Below are 17,075 nucleotides of genomic sequence, written 5' to 3'. Positions count from 1 at the left end.
TAACGCATCGATTTTTTGGCCGACCGTGACGGTCGGCCAAAAGGTCATTTGGGAAACATGCGCCTGGGCTCGTGCGGTTCCCGCTCATCGATCCAGTATTGAATCTTGAACGGCCTACCGTACTCGGACTTCAACGGAGGTGTACCATTGCGGCTGACCATGAAGCGGCCGCTGCATCCAAGACGTTCATCGCCCGGTGATACGTTGATTCGCCCCTCACCCAAACCCGAAACCGGGTCCAGCCTGCCTGACAGGCGTAAAACCGGCTCTTCATTGAACTGCATCACACCACCAAAGACCCAGGTATCGCCCCTGACCGGCACCAGGGTACTGAAACGACCATCCGCATCCACGTCCAGCCCCAAGTCCAAGAGCGGATCGCGCCCGAGCATCGCCCGGAGCTCGTCGCCCTGGCGCTCGAATCGAATCAGATCCGTGTAGTTGGCACAGCTGATGACAACGGGAGATATCGGGTGCGCCACAGAGTAGCGCCGCAATGCACCACTGCGCATCAGCCCCTGCCAGACCTCAACTTCTGCATCAGTGGACGCCGGTGCCGGCGGCTCATGCCAGTAGCTTGGCCCTGCGCACCCTGCCAACAAGGCCAGTGACAGGGTCAGGAATGTAGTTCTCAACATAACGCACCTCTCTAGCGACTCACCGCTGACTGAATGCCGCTTAAATTACCGAAACCGCGGCATCGGATATGTGTTCAGCTGCGGGCCCGACAGCGCATCATTCACCAGCTGTCGGGGCAATGCCTTACTTCCGCAACCATACTGACATCTATAAAGATATCACCGCCGACAGAGTCTGCAGCATCCGCCGCTAACGGATATAAAAAGCGTGGACGAGCTTGTGTGTAAACAACTTCTAATGTTCAATCGGGAGAGGTATCAGGTTTAATGTAAAGTTGCCATTTCGCAACACAAACCGGTAATTGGCTGCCAGGCGCGCACCCATGATTCGACACAGATATATCTCCGGTCTTACCGCGAGAACCGTCGGTATCACTTTTCTGGTTGCCGTCACGGTGATCGGCGCAACGCTGTTGACCAACGTCACGCTGAAGCGTATGCACCTGACGATCGAAGCGATGACCGACAGCGACATGGAAAACCTGATGACGTCGGTGCGCCTGGTGCAGCAGAGCGAGTCGTTGATCGCCCTCGATCTGATCCTGTCCGGAGCCGACACTCACACCCAGAGGCGAACCGCCCTGATCGAACTGAACGACCGGATTGACTGGATTGACCAGCTGACCGGGACACTGCTGAAACTGCCGCAGCAAAACGAAGTGGTGCTCCGTATCGACAGCACTCAAAAGCAGCTGTCGGACTCGGTCCAGCTGTTGAATAAGTTAGTCAGAAAGCGGATCGACGGTACCGCCAGCACCAGGGATCTGGCACAAATTCCGGCGTTATCAGCGACCAATCAAGAGCTTGCCGGTCGCCTATCGGTCATGCTGGGCTACTTTGCCGCCAATATGCGCCAGCAGATGACCAAGCGAAGCACCCAGCTCGAGGAGGAGATCAACCGGCATCAACTCAACCTGATCATGCTGACCGGGCTGCTTCTGTTATCCACCCTGCTGGCGGGGTTCTATTTCGAATTTGCCGTGGTCCGCCGCATCCTTCACGTGCAGCGTGCGGTGAGCCAGCCAGCGATCAGCCCCGATCAGATCCGCGTCTCCGGGGTGGACGAGATCGCCCAACTGGCGACAACGGTGGGCACCTATGTGGCACGGATCCAGGCCCAGGAAGCGCAGATGCGCAAGATCCATGATGAACTCGCCTATCTGGCCGAGCACGACTCGCTTACCGGGCTGGCGAACCGCCGCCACCTCTATGCCGCCGCCAGACGTATGATTGCGCAAAGCCTGCAACCGGTATGCGTGGCGATCGGCGATATCGACTATTTCAAGGTGGTCAATGATCGCTATGGCCATGCCGCCGGCGATCGCGTACTGATCCATATCGCTGAGCAACTGCGTAACGGCCTGCGCGAGACCGACATCCTGGCCCGCTATGGTGGCGAGGAGTTCGCCCTGGTGCTGGCGGTACGAACCCACGAAGCCGCCGAGACGCTGATCAACGACATCGCCGACCGGGTTCGGCATAGTTCGGCGGCACTGGAAAGCGGCGAACAGGTGAATGTGACGATGAGCTTTGGCTTCTCGGTCATCGACGCATCCACTGTCGGCGAGGCAGAGGAACAGGAGGTCCAAATGCTGTTGAACCAGGCACTTAACCGCGCCGATGATGCGCTCTACCACGCCAAGGAGAGGGGGCGAAACCGAGTCATCCTGGCATCGCTCACCACTGACGCCGAAGAGGCTGAATCATGCTGAGAGCCCGCGTTCTGGCATCCATATTTACCTGCCTCTGTTTGATTACCGCTGCTACCACCAGCCTGGCCCAGGCCACGACACGGGACGATATACGGGTGGGCATCCAGCTTGAGCCGCCGGTGCTGGATCCCACCATTACCGCGGCCGCTGCGGCCGGTGAGATCACCTACTGCAACGTGCTGGAGGGTCTCACCGTCGTCGATGCCGAAGGCAGGATCGCGCCAAGGCTGGCAGAGAGTTGGCGTCTGTCCAGCGATGGCCTGACCTACGAGTTCAATCTCCAGGATGACGTCCGCTTTCACGACGGTAGTCACTTCAACGCCGAGGTCGCCGCCTTCAGCCTGAACCGGATCATCGCGCGCGACAGCCACAACCCGCAGAAAAAGCTGTTCGAGAAGGTTCGCGGCATCGACGTACTCGACAAGCATCGTATCGCCGTACGGCTGACTCAGCCCGACGCCCTGCTGCCCTACGCGCTGGCACAGACAGCCGCGGTAATAGTGCACCCGGACTCTGTGGACACTAACGCCACACACCCGATCGGAACCGGTCCCTTTCGTTTCGCCGAATGGGAGGCTGGACGCTCGGTTACCCTGCTCCGAAACGACGACTACTGGAGCGGGAAAGCGCGCCTGACCCGGGCCCAGTTTCTGTTTATGCAAACCTCGGTCGGTACCGAGAACATGCTCGCCGAAGGGCTGGTGGACGGTCTGGTCAGTGTCACCAGGCTCACCAACCGTTTCATGGTCCGTCCCGACTACCAGATGCGCGAGCGCAAACTGGAGAGCAAACTGCTGCTGGCGATAAATAATGCACGCCCTCCGTTCAACGATCTGCGCGTGCGTCGTGCGCTGGCTCACGCCGTCGACCGCCGCGGCCTGCTCGACCTCTACGGCAGCGAATTACGACCGAAGCTGATCGGTAGCCACTTTCCCCCTTCGCACCCCGCCTATGTCGATCTGGTCGAGCGCTATCCCTATGATCCAGACAGGGCACGCGCGCTGCTCGCCGAAGCAGGTGTCAAACCTGGCACTCGGGTTGAGCTGACAATACCGCCCACCGACTACGGTCGCTACGGCAGCGTACGTATCGCCGAAGACCTGGAAGCCGTGGGCTTCTCCGTCGAGCTGAAACCGGTAGAGTGGAAGGAGTGGATGCAGGATGTGTTCAAGGATAGCGACTACGCGCTGACCCTGATCATGCACGTGGAACCGATGGATCTGAACATCTACGCCCGCGACAACTACTATTTCAACTACGATAACGCCGGTTTCAAACCGATCTGGGACCAGGTACTTAACGCACGAAGCGAGGCGGAACTGAATGCACGACTCGGCGATGCCCAGCGCCGTATCACCGAGGATGCGGTCAACGTTTTCCTGTTCATGCGCCCGGAACAGAATCTGATGCACCGCAACCTCACCGGCCTCTGGGAAAAAAGCCCCATCCCGGCGTTCGTGCTCGAAGATATCTATTGGACCCAATAGCGTAACGCTGTAGGTCTACACTGCCTTCTGGAGACAGTGTCCAGACAAGGGCGGTGAACGATGGGTAGTCTGCTGGAACCAGACCAGCGCAATCAGACCGGTTCAAGCCGAGATCGCGCCGACTATTGCCGGCAGCGACTGCCCGAACTGCGTCTGCTCGAGCGCCTGATCCGCAAAGGCTCAGGTCTTGTCCGCAGCCGGATACTCGCTGAACTGCCGGACGGCGACCACAAGCTGCCGCTCTATGCCCTGGAGTTCGGCACTGAATCGCCGGAACTGCCGGTGCTGATTCTCTGCGGCGGCGTCCACGGCATCGAACGTATCGGCACCCAGCTGCTGCTGGCCGAACTCGGTAGCCTGGTCTATCGCCTGCCCTGGGATGACAGCCTGCAACACACCTTGGAGCGGATGCGCCTGATCCTGCTGCCGCTGATCAACCCGGTCGGCATGGCGCGAGGCTGGCGCAGTAACGGCAACGGTGTCGACCTGATGCGCAACGCTCCCCTCGATGCCGATCAGCCCAGCCCCTGGCCGGTTTGCGGTCACCGTCTGGGCAACTGGTTACCCTGGTATCGCGGCAAGACCCAAGCCCCCATGCAAGCCGAAGCGCAGCAGCTATGCACCTATATTCAGGCTCAGACCGAGCTAGCTCCCTTTATCCTGTCACTGGATTGCCACTCCGGCTTTGGCATGCGTGACCGTATCTGGTTTCCCTACGCCGGCCGGCACCAACTGATGGAGCATGCCGCAGAGCTGCAGGCGATGCTCAGGTTGTTTGAGCGTGCGCACCCACACCACCCCTATCTGTTCGAGCCCCAGTACCACCACTACTGCACGCATGGCGACCTCTGGGACCACCTGTACCAACAGCACTTGGCGCGCAGCAGCGCGGCGTTCCTGCCGCTGACCCTGGAGATGGGGTCCTGGCTCTGGGTAAGGAAAAACCTGAGCCAGATCACCAGTTATACCGGCCTGTTCAACCCGATGGTGCCGCACCGCCAGCGCCGCACCCTGCGCCGCCACCATCTACTGCTCGATTTCCTCATCTGTGCGGTCAGCTCCTGGCAAAACTGGCTGCCGGACAGCACCAGCCGAACTCGCCATATGCGTTATGCCGAGCGACGTTGGCTCAAACGGGAACGAAAAGGTGAATAAGCCGCCCGAGTACCCCACCGAGCAGCCCGCCACGCAGGACACCAGGCCCTGGCTGTTGCTGCGTGGCCTGGCACGCGAGCAGCGCCACTGGGGCGAGTTTCCAAAGCTACTGGCCGAGCGGATGCGGGCCCGCGTAATCTGCCCCGATACGCCCGGTAACGGCTACCGCTGCCAAGAGCACAGCCCGCTCAATATTCGCGACACGCTTGAGGCGGTGCGCCGTGAACTCGGCAACAGGGGACCACTTAACCTGCTCGGTTTATCGATGGGGGGGATGATTGCCACGGAATGGACCCGCCTGTATCCGCAGGAGGTCAACACTCTGGTGCTGATCAACTCCAGTTTCGGCAACTTCAGCCCGCCCTGGCAGCGGCTCAGACCCCGGGCACTGGGCCGGGTGCTTGCCTCACTGACCAGGCCGACGCTAGAGCGTGAAGGGGTGGTGTTCGATCTGATCTGCCAACGCTCTGGCGATCGCCGCGACAGCGTGGCCGAATGGGCCAAATATGCCGTCGAACAGCCGCTGAGCCGAGCCAACTTCGCCCGCCAACTGACGGCCGCCTCACGCTACCGCGGCCCAGCCAAGGCGCCGTTACCCACCACCCTGATTCTCAGCGGGCTTGGCGACCGTCTGGTCAATCCTGCCTGCAGCGCTGCCATCGCCAGGCGCTGGGGCGTCGACTTTGACTCCCACCCCTGGGCCGGGCACGACTTGCCCCACGACGATCCGCAGTGGGTCATTCAACGACTGCAGGTTTCCCTGCAAGACCGGTAGAAAATACCAGTCAGCCTGCTTTTACGCCTCAGCGACAGCGGCCGGGAGGTAGAAACTGTAACGGTTTTTGCCCTGCTGCTTTGCTGTATACATCGCCTGATCGGCATGGCGCAGCAGGGTATCGGGATCGTTGTCATCCTCCGGATAGAGCGTGATGCCGATACTGCCCGACACCTGGCATTGATGTCCCTGGATCAGTATCGGTTGCGCGATCTCGGCCAAGACACGATCGATGGTCAGTTCACACTCCTGGCGAGTGCGGATATCGCTCAACAGCAGCACGAACTCATCACCGCCCAGGCGCGCCACCGTATCGGTCTCGCGCAACACTGCCGTCAATCGGCTGGCAACACTCTCAAGCACCTGATCGCCGGCGTTATGGCCCCTTTCGTCGTTGACCTCCTTGAAACCATCAAGGTCCAGGTAGCAGAGCGCAAACTCTGTACCTTTGCGCCGCGCACGAGCCAACGCCTGCGCCATACGGTCGCCCAGCAAGGCCCTGTTCGGCAGACCGGTCAAACCGTCATAGTGAGCCAGATACTCCAGCCGCTGCTGGTGCTCCTTGAGCAGGGTGATATCGCGGGTAACGGAAAGCACGGCGGTGACCTTGCCATCGCCGTCGCGCAGCGGGGCGGCATGGGTATCGAGCCAGCGGGTATGGCCGCGCTTGCCGGTCAGGCGAAACTCGAGCGAGCCCGACTCACCGGCCAATACGCGCTGATTGAGCTCCTCGAACGCCTCGCGGTACTCGGGCACGACGAAATTAATCACCCCAATCCGATTAACCTCGTCCAGGCCCTCCACTTCGAGCATGCTCAGGCCGGCCCGGTTCATCTGCAGCACTTCGCCCTCGCAACCGATCACCTTGACGCACTCAGGTTCGTTTTCGATGATCGTTTTCAACCGCTCTTCGCTGGCCGCCAGCGCATAACGCCGCTGTTCATGCTCTATTGCCGAGCCGATCCAGCGAGCCAACAAGCGCACGAACTCCCGGTCTCCGTCATCAAAGCGACGCGCATAAACTTCGGGCCCGGAAAAGTTAACCGTGCCATACACCTGGCCCGCCACCTGGATCGGTGCGCCGATATAGGCCTCCAGCTGGAACAGCTCATAGCAGGGGTGATTACGGTGCTTGGACTCCCCCATCTCCGCTATGGCCACCACATCATCCGACACCAGGGTAATATCACAGTAGGTGTCGCCAAGCTGGAAACACTGGCCATCCTCCAGCGTATCTGGCGGCGAGACATGCGCCATGACCCTGTAAACCTGCTTCTGAACCTCGCTGACAATACCGAAACTCAACCCGAAATGACGGTTACCGATCTGCAGTGCCTTGCGCAACTGCTCCTTCAGCGGCAGATGCGACAGCGCCGCCACCTCGTTGAGCGCCGCGAGTCCTTCACGCTGACGCCTTTCGCCAGCTTCGATTAGTTTACGCTCGGAGATGTCACGCGCGGCACAAAACGCCAGCCACTCTCCATCGAACTCCCTCGATTCGGTGGTTATCTCCACCGGGATCAACCGCCCATCTTTTCGACGATGCAGGGTTTCGAAAGGCGGGATACTCTCACGCTTGCAGCGCTCGATTACCGCAAGCACCTGATCCTCAGAGTAACCGGGGTCGATTTCTGGAATCGTCATCTGCTGCAACTCGGTCTGGGAATAGCCCAAACGTTCACAGGCCCGTATGTTGGCGTAGCGGATATTGGCCCGGTCATCGACCAGGTACAGCATGTCACCGGCCTGGTCACTGAAGAACTTGAACTTTACCAACTCGTTCTCGACCAGCTTGCGCTCTGTAATATCCTCGATCATCGCAATACCGCCGAGAGTTTCACCGGACTCACTGGTCACCGGCGCACAGGCCATCGAGATCCATAACTCGACCCCACCGTAGGAGGTGACATATCGCCCCTCGTAACCCGAGCGTGCGCCGCCAAGCGCGGATTTCAGCGCCGGCAACACACTCTGGTCCTTGAGCTGATGACAATCGAGGCCCAGCATATACTCCCGTGGCAAACTCATAATCTCGGCAAAGCGCTCATTGACATAGGTAACGACGAGATCCTGATCGAAATGCAGGATGCCCAGGGGAGAGTTGCTCAACAACAGTCGGTAGCGCTCCTCACTTTGGCGAAGCTGCACCTGGCTATGCAACAGAGCCTCCTCGGCATGTTTGCGTTCGGAGTGATCAATCAACGTGCCAGCCATTTTGACCGGACCGCCCTGGCTATCGAACTCCACCACCTGGCCTCGGATCAATGCCCACACCCAGCCATTGCCACCGTTATTGATTCGACATTCGGCCTCGAACATATCCCGGGGCGCAGCGAGGTGTTGTTCGTACGCCCTCTCGAATCCCAATACGTCAGCTGGATGCATAATCGCTTTGAGTGATTGCCCTGAACTCACTGGCAGCAGCTTGTCCAACTGCAGCGCATGACGTGCAAACACCAGACTATCGGTTGGCAGATGCCACTCCCACATCCCCAACTCCGCACCAACGGAAGCCAAGGTCAGTCGCCGCTCACTGACACGCAACTCCCCCACCAGCACCGTAATCAGCACCGTGATGATGGTAGCCGTGGCCATGTAGCCCCAGAGCATCGCCAAGCTGAAATGTACGTCCCCCGACAGAAATGGCCCGCCGCCGTTGGCCGTCGCCCAGACCGCCTGAATCGAGAGTAGCAACGCGGCACTGGATGCCACACCTACTCCGCCGCGAATCGCCAACCAGGAGAGCAGAAAAAACGGCAGATAGAGAATCGGCAGAAACAACGATAGCCCTTCAGCGTTGACCAGAAAGATAAGTGCGCCGGAGATCAACACCAGCACCACGCCCCCGATCAGCTCCAGGCCTCTGGCGCCTGACAGCACATCTCTTAACTGGGACAGCCTGACCGTCAGCAGCGGTATGCCGCACACCAACACGCCCATGGCGTCGCCCAGCCACCAAGTTGCCCAGGCCGCCGCCAGTTGCTCTCCTTTTACGACGCCGGCCAGCCAGAGCTGAAGTGCACCGTTGGCCGAGGTGATCAACATACCCAGGGCGACACCCAAGGCCAGATAGAGGGTCAGGTCACGCCTGCGCCCCATCAGCGGATCAAATCCCAATCGCCCAAGCAGCCAGGCCGACACCACAGGCCCCAAAGTATTGCCACAGGCGATGCCAAAGGCTAAAGACGCGGAGCTATCCACCGACAGATTCACGGCGAATGCCGCGAGCCAAACGGCAGGCGCAAACCTGAGCCCCCAGCACAACAGGGCCGCCAGCGCGATCCCACTGGGAGCCCAGATCAAGGTGATATGAGTATCGACGAAGGGGATGGAGAGCCCGATAAGGCCCGTCACATAATAGGCGATCAATAGCAGCATAGCGCGCATACAGAACTGCGCACAATGAGGATGGAGATACTTCATCAGGGACGACCGAACCTTCTAGTTATCATGCCTTTAATACAACGCGGTCATAGGCACCCCCAAACCGGCATCGTCCTTTGCCGTACGACATAAAAAGCAGGGAAACCGCTAACGCCGGATGATATCCACACCTAAAACGACAAAACTTAACCGATCCGGCAGGTCCGATTATCCACCATAGGAGAGCGTTTGTTCATAGTTCCTTAGTCGATTTTTGGCCTATAGGTCAGCAAAATTGATTCAGATTAAAACTGAACGCTCCATGTCCTTATTCACTACGCAGAAGCCGGTTTCCCCAGCTATAGTGCTTAAAAAACAAAAGCCTCACTCGGAAAAGGGAATTCTGTATCGTGAGACGCACAATCAAGCTGATACTGATATTGGCCCTGCTCGGTCTGGGATCCCTGCTCGCGTGGGCAGCCACGGATACGGCTCTGCATATCACCTCGGACGCACAGTTCTGCGGCAGCTGCCATAGCATGAAACCGATGCAGACCTCCTTCCTGCAAAGCAGCCACGGCGGACTCTCCACCACCGGTACCCAGGCACTCTGCACCGACTGCCACCTGCCCCAGGACTCCTACACCGACTACCTCTACATGAAGGCACGCAACGGCGCCTGGGATCTGTTTAAGGAGTTCGTACTCGGTGCCGACGACGTGGACTGGCACGCCAAACGCGAGCGCGCCAACGAATATGTCTATGAATCCGGCTGCCTGAAGTGCCACAACGACCTGCAACGCGGCTCGGAACGCTCGAGCAAACAGTTCGTCGCCCACAAGCCCTATTTTCTCGGCACCGTGAACAAAACCTGTATCGACTGTCATCAGGTCGGGCACAGCGAACTGACGCAAGCACTCAATCGACACTTCGGCACGCAGCCGGAGGCCACCGACAACAACTAACCGATCAGGAAAGGGATACTCCGATGTTCACCCCTCGACCACGCCCGCTGCTCAATATAGCCCTGGTGCTCATGCTCATCGCGATGGGGACCACGGCCCTCAAGGCGGCGACTACCAATGACACCAGCCCCAACCTGAGTTCGATCAGAACCCTATCCTTCAGCCAGGGCCTGACCGCACTCGACAAGCAGTGTGTCGCCTGCCACCAGCAGGAGCAACCCGGTATCGTCGCCGACTGGAAGGAGAGCAGGCACAGCCACGTCGGCGTCGCCTGCAATGATTGCCACGGCGCCAGCAAGTCGCAGCCGGGGGCACAGCTGCATAACCAGGAGGGGCTGCAGGGCGTGTACATCACCCCCTTGGTATCGCCGGCGACATGCGGTCGCTGCCACGCCGAGGAGCAGCAGCAATTCAACGAAAGTGGCCACTTCCGCGCCTACCGTCAGATTATCCCCAAGGACAGCCTGCACGCACTGGTTAACGTTCATGAAGGACGCAGTCACCCGGAGCTAAGCGGTGCGCCGGGCGAGACCGGTTGCATGCAGTGCCACGGCACCGAGATCAAACTGAACGATGACGGCACGCCGGATGTGACCACCTGGCCCAACTCCGGCATGGGCAACATCTATCCGGACGGCAGCACCGGCAACTGTGGCTCCTGCCACACCCGGCACAAATTCTCGCTGGCGGAAGCGCGTAAACCCACCGCCTGCGCCAGCTGCCATCTGGGCCCGGATCATCCCGATATCGAAGTGTTCAACAACAGCAAGCATGGCCAGATCTTCAACGCCGAAGGGCATGAATGGAACTGGACCGCACCGGCCGGCGGCTGGGAGCCCGGTGACTACCGCGCCCCGACCTGCGCCACCTGCCATATGAGTGGCGTTGGTGAATTGCAGAGCACACACAACATCAGCGAGCGCCTGTACTGGAACCTCTGGGCCAAGCGCTCCGAAGTGCGCAACTCCAGCGATGTACTCAGCCCTCTGCTCGGCGATGGCGAGCAGGGGCGCGCCAAGATGAAGCAGGTCTGCTCCGCCTGCCATGGCGAGAACCACACCAAGGGGTTCTTCGCCCAGGGCGATAAGGCGGTACGGCTGTACAACGAGGCGTACTACGACCCGGCCAAGGAGATGCTCGATGAGCTTACCGAAAAAGGGCTGTTGCTGGATAACCCCTGGGCCGACGAGTTCCAGATCACCTTCTATCACCTCTGGCACCATGAAGGGCGCCGCGCCCGCCATGGTGCGTTGATGGCCGGACCCGACTACGCCCACTGGCACGGCTTCTTCGAGCTGCAGATGGATCTGTACAAGCTGGAAGCGATCTACAACAGACGGATCGAGAGCGGCCAGATAGAGGCCAGAGACTAGGGAGACGGCCAGCTATTCAGGAGTGCCTGTGACCGTTGCGGTATAGCGAGAGCACAGGCAACTCCTGGCGGTCTGCCCGGGGGGGTTAAAAAAGTCGTTTATGCAGCTCGATCGCGATGCCATACAGCGACTCCAGATCCGCCCTGTCCTCAGCGCCGGTTATCCGCGGCTCGAAATAGATCAGGCCATAGCCTTTGGACAGGGTGACACTGAGCGTATGTCCCGCACCGCTGCCTTTCATCGCCTCATGCACGGCGGTCACAACGCCGGGCTTGGCGGGTGGAATCTCCGGCAGACGATCTTCCACCCTGCCGACGGTGTCGACCAGAAAAAACGCGTCCAGCTCTGGCCTAACCTTGAACAGCGCCGCCAGGCGGGGGGAGTGGCTCGACTGTGCCTGCCCGTAGCGGCTCAGATCCAGCAGCTCCACCGCCAGAAACAGCCAGGCTTTTTCGGCATCCACGATAGCGGCCAGCTGGCCGAAACTGCGTGTCGCATCCGCTTGTGGCAGCGCAAAAGCGTTGTCGAGGCACCGCTGCAGCGGCTTGCGATAATCCCGCCGTATCGGCAGCTCCCTCTCACGCGCAAAGCGCGCCATCAAGCGTCGACGCCGCCGTGCATACCAGATCAGATAAAGTCCCACCAACGTGAACAGCGGCAACAGTATCCAGAGCAGCAACTCGTTATCAGACATGCCGGATACCCGGCATTATCAGCACAGCGGGTGGCACAGGCTCACTCACCCTACCTCCCGACTCACCACTTCCTGGATGACCTGCACAAAAGTCTCCACCGGTTGGCCACCGGAGACAACATACTGCTCATTGAATACGATCGTCGGCACCGAACTGACGCCCTGACGCACCCAAAGCTGCTCCTCGGCCAGCACTTCATCGGTGTAACGCCCGGAGTCATACACCTCGCCCGCCGCGTCAGCATCCAGCCCCACCTGCTCTGCCAGGCGGCATAACACGGCGCGCTCGGCCGGGTTCTCGTTGCGAGAAAAGTAGGCTTCCAGCAGGGCAAGCTTAAGTCCCAACTGTTTGTCGGCCCCCTGCTCCGCCGCCCAGTGCAGCAGGCGGTGGGCGTCGAAGGTGTTCCACTTCTTGCTATCAGTACGGAAGTCGAAACGGAACCCCAGCTCAGCCCCGCGCTCGGTGATATAGGCCTGATTGCGCGCCACCTGCTCCTCACTCATGCCGTACTTGCGGCACAGGTAGGGGATCACAAACTCCCCCTCCGCCGGCATCTCCGGCGTCAGCTCGAAGGGGCGGAAGCGGATCGTCGCCGAGACTTCACCCTCCAACTGCTGCAACGCCTGCCGCAGTGCATGCAGTCCAATGGCGCACCAAGGGCAGACCACATCAGAGACGAAATCGATTTCCAGGGTTCGGGTCATGGGATTCTCTGCAGTAGCCTCGTGCTGTTGTTGTCTAGGCCTATTACCGGCTAACTCATTCGAGTTTTCAACCGGCCAAGGCTGCTGGTGGCACATAGACGCTAACGCTCCGTCACCGCGCAACCGTTTAACAGTGTAGATTACGTGCGTCGATGCGGGTGATTAAAGCTGCTCTACGCTAAAACCTTGTAGCGCAAGTTGATTTAACAAACCCTCTTTGCCGTAGAGGTGCATCGCCCCCACCAGCACAAACTCTCTCTCGCTATCGTCAGTCAGCCTTGGAAGTTGCCGCATCCAGGCGTTGTTTCTGCTGGTCACAATGGAGTCATACAGCTCCGGAAACTCCCTCTGCATCTGTGCTACGAAGATGCTCTCCGCTAATGCTTCAAGATCACCGCTACGCCAGTTCTGTTTCATCGAATCGATAAACTCCGGCAGGCGCTTCAGATCGCGCAAGGTGTATTCGACCCCTATATCCTGATCGATCTTGGCCATTGATCTGAGGAAGTTTATCTGTTCATCCGGTGTTTCCAGGCTCATGATTATCTTGTTATCGGACACAGCGAGACTGTTGAAGTACGCGTCGACGCCGTAGTTCGGCATCATCCCTAATCGCTGGTACTCAAACAGCACGATCATCATCGATACACCCCAGGGCTGAAACTTCGAAAACTGAGCGATAGGCATATGACGTGAAGTCATAAAACTCTCAAGCTTTCGGTATATTGCCGGGTCGAGTTCACTTTGCAGGGTACGATCATCGCTATACATCATTGCCGCGATAAACTTCGATTGAAATTCTGGCGTTTTTGTTGCTGCCAAATCAGTTTCGAAGAAAATCTTTCCGGCATCGTTATAGGCCAGATTAAACTCATCGGGGAGTGGATGATCCGCTGCTGAAAGAAGGTGAATAGTGCCTCCCAGGTAGAAGTAGTTTTCACCCTTACTGACCTTCCAGACGGATGACTCTGCAAATGCGCTACTGGCCATCAAATTAAAACCGACCAACACGGCGCACAGGATAGCGTTTCGAATACTCATAGCCAGTTCCATTTATATAACCGCCTGCCTAGCAACTAAGTTTAGTCGCGGATGAGACGATGCACAGACTCCTCAGCAAGGAGGAGCAGCGAAACACACCTTACCTGCCCTGTCAGTCAGGCTTATCAGGACCCCGTGCGGACCGGATATCCCGCATCGGCCCAACCGCCTATGCCACCCTTCAGGTTCACGGCTCCGGGGTAACCGGCCTCATTCAACACCTGCGTTCCCCTCGGTCCCAGCGTACTGCCGTCGCCACAGTACACGACGATACGTTGGCTTTTAACCGCTTCCAGTGCGGCGGGAACTGCAACTGTCAGCACCTCCAGCGGAATCGACAAGGCACCGGGAATATGCCGCCCGTCGTACTTGCCCGTCGGCCGAACGTCGATCACGACCGCACCCGCATCGATAAGGTTTTTTGCATTTGCCACATCAACCTCTTCGATGTTGTAGCGAACAGTGTTCGGCATCATCATCCAGGCCACCGCGAACAGCGCAGCCAATAGGGCAAGAAGATTCTTCGGTGTCCAAAGAGTAGTATCCATAGGTCCTCCTATTTCAGCGCTTTGCGCTCATAACACCTGGTCGAAAAGTCTCTGTACTTTTACGTCACCTGCTTACGACTGATATGGACTCAGAACGCCTTCGGCCCGATCACTGTTCCATCCATAAGCACCGCAGCCCAGTTACCAGAGCCCCATAACCCGTTGCCATCAATCACCGGATTGAGGTCAACAATGTAGTACCACCGGTTGATGACATCGGAACATCCGTACTTCTTAAGCGACAGCTCCCGAACATTTACCCCATCGTAACGGGCATACTGCTGGCGCCCCCACTCCTGAACGATCTTATAGGCTGACGATACTTTGAGAGGCGGTTCTCCATCCTCGGGACGCCACTCTTCAGTCTGCTCGATCTGCTCTTGGGAAATAAAAATACCCACCTGGGTGCCATCATCTTTATGTGTACTTAGCACAGGTGTAGGTGGTCCGCCACAAGCCAGGGAGACCTCAGATGACAACATCGTAAGGGCTAATATAAAGCCGAGATTTCGTTTAGACATATACATTCCCTTGCTTATAGCGTCGTTATAGATCTCTAAAATTAGCGAATATCATATCGATCATTCTCATGACCGTATTAATTAATTCACCAAGTTTTCTTATCGCCACCAGAAAGCATCAGTTTTTTTACTTTTCCCAAAAACTCTTCTTGTAGTTTAGAAGGAGAGCCACCCACATTTATAACCTTGTTCAATAGATCAATTGAGGAATTTCTCTGTTCATCAGTAAAGTCCTCAATTGATCTCTTCAAGACCCGTTCTGGAGACTGGAATATTTCTTCACCCGAACCTAACAGATGCACACTTACCACCAGTAATTGGGTCGCATCTTTTTCTGATTGGTTGAATGTAGTTCTGAATATGCTTTTTAATTTATTTTTTTCTTCTATAGAAAGGTCTCCGTCAATTTTTGCAGCAGCTGTCGCTATCAGGGCAATAGCGTCTATAGGCTTATCAAGCCCATATGCTGGATTACCTTTTGATTGCTTTAGCCAAGCTCGGCGACGCTTCCAAGCCCAAGGGTTGAGCCACCCTAAATCAACTCCTAACCTCTCGAGCAGATAGAGTAACGTAACTAAGGTTGTTAAAATCCCTATGAGTATGTGCATGATTTCTCCATTATCATGTGACGCTTCGGTTAATGAGTAGTAAAAGCGTGAATTTAAGGCACTAGTGAGAAAAGCAAAAGGTTTCGAACCATTGTGTTATATTTTTATCCAACACCTATCCCCGATAAAACGGCTGCAATTAAGAGTACGACCAATAGCGCCATTGCATACATAGCAATAAATTGAAATGCGACAGCACTGATACCCAATGCCGCAGCACCACCGACAACGCGTTTAGGCTCATGCCTGGAAAAGCCAACGATGCCCAGAATGAACGCTAGCCCGCCAAACACAGCTGTTACAACATCAGCGGCCTGATCGATGTTCCAATTTGAGGTTTGATATTCTTGGATAGGTTCCTCCCCCCTCAGAGCACTTAGAGCAGCACTGCGAATGGATGCAGCTTTTTCTGCTACGACAGTCTCGATAGTAGGTTGCGGAGAGAAAGGGCCTGCCCAGAAATGAGTAAGAGAAAGCAGTAAGGCGATACTTCCCAAGAGAATACCGACTATCCCGCATACTGGTTTTTTTCGTTCCATTACCATCTCCAAAAAATATAACGCTCCACATAAGAGGCTAGAGCTGCGTAGCAGCGGAGGTTCCTAGAAATCTCTATGTGTTTGTTAGGCTTCATGTTTCGTGCTTGTTGGCCGAATCCCATCAGGGGCCGAAAAATGGAACCCTTGAATAAGGACTTTACCTTCTCGCTCGACAACTGTAACCGTAGCGACACCTTTAGCGTTTTCGAACGTTGCCTTAAAGGTGACAACCGCTGTTTTTCCATCTGTTCCGGAATAGTAGTTACTAAGCTCGAAGTCAGATGCATCCTCTAGGCTTCCAAGTGCTTTCAATTGGTTAAACGAAAATTGCCCTGCTGGGGTATCTAGCGATTGTATGAACTCATTTGAGAGGCGTGAGTGAACATCAGAAGCACGCCAGTTCTCAGATAGGTCATAAGAGAACTGGTTTATAAACTCCCTATTTTCCTTTAAGAAATGTGAAGAGCTGTACGAGAGGTAAACCACAAAGCAAATAATGCCGAGGAACAGAATACCAATAGTACTAAGAATCCCTTTCAATATTCTCATGATATCTATCACTCTCCTTAGATAGCCAACGCTCAATTTAGGGACCGGAGCTGCGCAGCAGCGGAGTTCCCAGTCCGCTTACGCGGCGCCTACAATTTTTTATTAGCTTTCAGCCCGAGTAAATATAAACATAAGACACGAGCCCTAAAAGCCATGGCCCACACCAAATCACTAGGAAACCAAGAAACATAACTATGCCTTCCATGCCTCGTGTTGCAACTAGATATGTCGGAAAAGAAATAGGCCAAAGAATGTAAATAAGAAACCCGAAATCAAATGGTCGAGAAATATTTCGCAGTTTTGAATCTTGAGCAGACCACATTGTAGACAGTATAAAGAACATAAATGCCCAAAGTGCCTGGGTTAAGTCAGAAACCACTTCCCCCTTTGCATTCATGATTA

The 17,075-nt window shown here is 56.7% G+C and carries 16 protein-coding genes; 6 read left to right on the top strand and 10 right to left on the bottom strand.

Annotated elements, in window-relative coordinates; all coding sequences use genetic code 11:
• Nucleotides 1–44 precede the first annotated feature (44 nt).
• Entirely contained in the window at nt 45–638 is a 594-nt protein-coding gene (locus IEX40_RS17735; RefSeq protein WP_188750697.1) for a hypothetical protein, read from the bottom strand.
• A 323-nt stretch (nt 639–961) separates the two neighbouring features.
• On the opposite strand from IEX40_RS17735, the gene IEX40_RS17730 reads away from it, so the two are divergent.
• Genes IEX40_RS17730 through IEX40_RS17715 form a run of 4 tightly spaced genes read left to right on the top strand, consistent with a single transcriptional unit; the run spans nt 962 to nt 5,767 of the window.
• Nucleotides 962–2,350: a GGDEF domain-containing protein gene (locus IEX40_RS17730; protein ID WP_188750695.1), complete on the top strand. Its 1,389-nt coding sequence runs from the start codon at nt 962–964 to the stop codon at nt 2,348–2,350.
• The gene (locus tag IEX40_RS17725; RefSeq protein WP_188750692.1) at nt 2,344–3,837 is read left to right on the top strand and encodes an ABC transporter substrate-binding protein; all 1,494 of its coding nucleotides are present in this window, start codon (nt 2,344–2,346) and stop codon (nt 3,835–3,837) included. The genes IEX40_RS17730 and IEX40_RS17725 overlap by 7 nt, the downstream gene beginning before the upstream one ends.
• A gap of 60 nt (nt 3,838–3,897) precedes the next feature.
• A complete protein-coding gene (locus IEX40_RS17720; protein WP_188750690.1) occupies nt 3,898–4,992 on the top strand; it encodes a M14 family zinc carboxypeptidase in 1,095 nt (364 codons plus the stop codon).
• On the top strand, nt 4,985–5,767 hold the full coding sequence (locus tag IEX40_RS17715) for an alpha/beta fold hydrolase (RefSeq protein WP_229680821.1): 783 nt from the start codon (nt 4,985–4,987) through the stop codon (nt 5,765–5,767). The genes IEX40_RS17720 and IEX40_RS17715 overlap by 8 nt, the downstream gene beginning before the upstream one ends.
• A gap of 21 nt (nt 5,768–5,788) precedes the next feature.
• Here IEX40_RS17715 and IEX40_RS17710 read toward each other — a convergent pair whose 3' ends face one another.
• A complete protein-coding gene (locus IEX40_RS17710) occupies nt 5,789–9,154 on the bottom strand; it encodes a PAS domain S-box protein (RefSeq protein WP_188750686.1) in 3,366 nt (1,121 codons plus the stop codon).
• 386 nt (nt 9,155–9,540) lie between these two features.
• Between IEX40_RS17710 and IEX40_RS17705 the strand changes: the two genes are divergently transcribed.
• Nucleotides 9,541–10,095, top strand: a complete 555-nt coding sequence (locus IEX40_RS17705; RefSeq protein WP_188750683.1) for a cytochrome c3 family protein — start codon at nt 9,541–9,543, stop codon at nt 10,093–10,095.
• Between the two features lie 23 nt (nt 10,096–10,118).
• Nucleotides 10,119–11,468, top strand: coding sequence for a multiheme c-type cytochrome (locus IEX40_RS17700; RefSeq protein ID WP_188750682.1), 1,350 nt, complete (start codon nt 10,119–10,121; stop codon nt 11,466–11,468).
• Between the two features lie 85 nt (nt 11,469–11,553).
• On the opposite strand, the gene IEX40_RS17695 is transcribed toward IEX40_RS17700, so the two are convergent.
• The 8 genes from IEX40_RS17695 to IEX40_RS17660 all read right to left on the bottom strand — a co-directional run bounded on the left by IEX40_RS17695 (nt 11,554) and on the right by IEX40_RS17660 (nt 16,673).
• The gene (locus IEX40_RS17695) at nt 11,554–12,162 is read right to left on the bottom strand and encodes a hypothetical protein (protein ID WP_188750679.1); all 609 of its coding nucleotides are present in this window, start codon (nt 12,160–12,162) and stop codon (nt 11,554–11,556) included.
• 45 nt (nt 12,163–12,207) lie between these two features.
• Nucleotides 12,208–12,867 (bottom strand): DsbA family oxidoreductase, encoded by a 660-nt coding sequence (locus IEX40_RS17690; RefSeq protein WP_188750677.1) that lies wholly within the window; start codon nt 12,865–12,867, stop codon nt 12,208–12,210.
• 162 nt (nt 12,868–13,029) lie between these two features.
• Nucleotides 13,030–13,908 (bottom strand): TraB/GumN family protein, encoded by an 879-nt coding sequence (locus IEX40_RS17685; protein WP_188750676.1) that lies wholly within the window; start codon nt 13,906–13,908, stop codon nt 13,030–13,032.
• Nucleotides 13,909–14,033: 125 nt separating this feature from the next.
• Nucleotides 14,034–14,456, bottom strand: coding sequence for a rhodanese-like domain-containing protein (locus IEX40_RS17680; protein WP_188750673.1), 423 nt, complete (start codon nt 14,454–14,456; stop codon nt 14,034–14,036).
• 89 nt (nt 14,457–14,545) lie between these two features.
• Nucleotides 14,546–14,977, bottom strand: a complete 432-nt coding sequence (locus IEX40_RS17675) for a hypothetical protein (protein WP_188750671.1) — start codon at nt 14,975–14,977, stop codon at nt 14,546–14,548.
• 86 nt (nt 14,978–15,063) lie between these two features.
• A complete protein-coding gene (locus tag IEX40_RS17670; protein WP_188750670.1) occupies nt 15,064–15,585 on the bottom strand; it encodes a tellurite resistance TerB family protein in 522 nt (173 codons plus the stop codon).
• Between the two features lie 104 nt (nt 15,586–15,689).
• Nucleotides 15,690–16,124, bottom strand: a complete 435-nt coding sequence (yidI, locus tag IEX40_RS17665) for an inner membrane protein YidI (protein WP_188750668.1) — start codon at nt 16,122–16,124, stop codon at nt 15,690–15,692.
• Nucleotides 16,125–16,208: 84 nt separating this feature from the next.
• Nucleotides 16,209–16,673: a hypothetical protein gene (locus IEX40_RS17660; RefSeq protein ID WP_188750666.1), complete on the bottom strand. Its 465-nt coding sequence runs from the start codon at nt 16,671–16,673 to the stop codon at nt 16,209–16,211.
• Between the last annotated feature and the right edge of the window lie 402 nt (nt 16,674–17,075).

This window comes from Marinobacterium zhoushanense, from assembly GCF_014641945.1.
GTDB classification, from domain to species: domain Bacteria; phylum Pseudomonadota; class Gammaproteobacteria; order Pseudomonadales; family Balneatricaceae; genus Marinobacterium_D; species Marinobacterium_D zhoushanense.
The sequence above is the reverse complement of the archived record's forward strand: the minus strand, read 5'-3'. Positions and strand labels throughout refer to the sequence as shown.

What these genes read in the sequence shown, in the direction of transcription:
- IEX40_RS17730 (WP_188750695.1), top strand. Translation starts at nt 962, where the DNA reads ATGATTCGACACAGATATATCTCCGGTCTTACCGCGAGAACCGTCGGT.
- IEX40_RS17660 (WP_188750666.1), bottom strand. Translation starts at nt 16,673, where the DNA reads ATGAGAATATTGAAAGGGATTCTTAGTACTATTGGTATTCTGTTCCTC.
- IEX40_RS17720 (WP_188750690.1), top strand. Translation starts at nt 3,898, where the DNA reads ATGGGTAGTCTGCTGGAACCAGACCAGCGCAATCAGACCGGTTCAAGC.
- IEX40_RS17710 (WP_188750686.1), bottom strand. Translation starts at nt 9,154, where the DNA reads ATGCGCGCTATGCTGCTATTGATCGCCTATTATGTGACGGGCCTTATC.
- yidI (WP_188750668.1), bottom strand. Translation starts at nt 16,124, where the DNA reads ATGGAACGAAAAAAACCAGTATGCGGGATAGTCGGTATTCTCTTGGGA.
- IEX40_RS17685 (WP_188750676.1), bottom strand. Translation starts at nt 13,908, where the DNA reads ATGAGTATTCGAAACGCTATCCTGTGCGCCGTGTTGGTCGGTTTTAAT.
- IEX40_RS17675 (WP_188750671.1), bottom strand. Translation starts at nt 14,977, where the DNA reads ATGTCTAAACGAAATCTCGGCTTTATATTAGCCCTTACGATGTTGTCA.
- IEX40_RS17670 (WP_188750670.1), bottom strand. Translation starts at nt 15,585, where the DNA reads ATGCACATACTCATAGGGATTTTAACAACCTTAGTTACGTTACTCTAT.
- IEX40_RS17735 (WP_188750697.1), bottom strand. Translation starts at nt 638, where the DNA reads ATGTTGAGAACTACATTCCTGACCCTGTCACTGGCCTTGTTGGCAGGG.
- IEX40_RS17680 (WP_188750673.1), bottom strand. Translation starts at nt 14,456, where the DNA reads ATGGATACTACTCTTTGGACACCGAAGAATCTTCTTGCCCTATTGGCT.
- IEX40_RS17725 (WP_188750692.1), top strand. Translation starts at nt 2,344, where the DNA reads ATGCTGAGAGCCCGCGTTCTGGCATCCATATTTACCTGCCTCTGTTTG.
- IEX40_RS17700 (WP_188750682.1), top strand. Translation starts at nt 10,119, where the DNA reads ATGTTCACCCCTCGACCACGCCCGCTGCTCAATATAGCCCTGGTGCTC.
- IEX40_RS17695 (WP_188750679.1), bottom strand. Translation starts at nt 12,162, where the DNA reads ATGTCTGATAACGAGTTGCTGCTCTGGATACTGTTGCCGCTGTTCACG.
- IEX40_RS17690 (WP_188750677.1), bottom strand. Translation starts at nt 12,867, where the DNA reads ATGACCCGAACCCTGGAAATCGATTTCGTCTCTGATGTGGTCTGCCCT.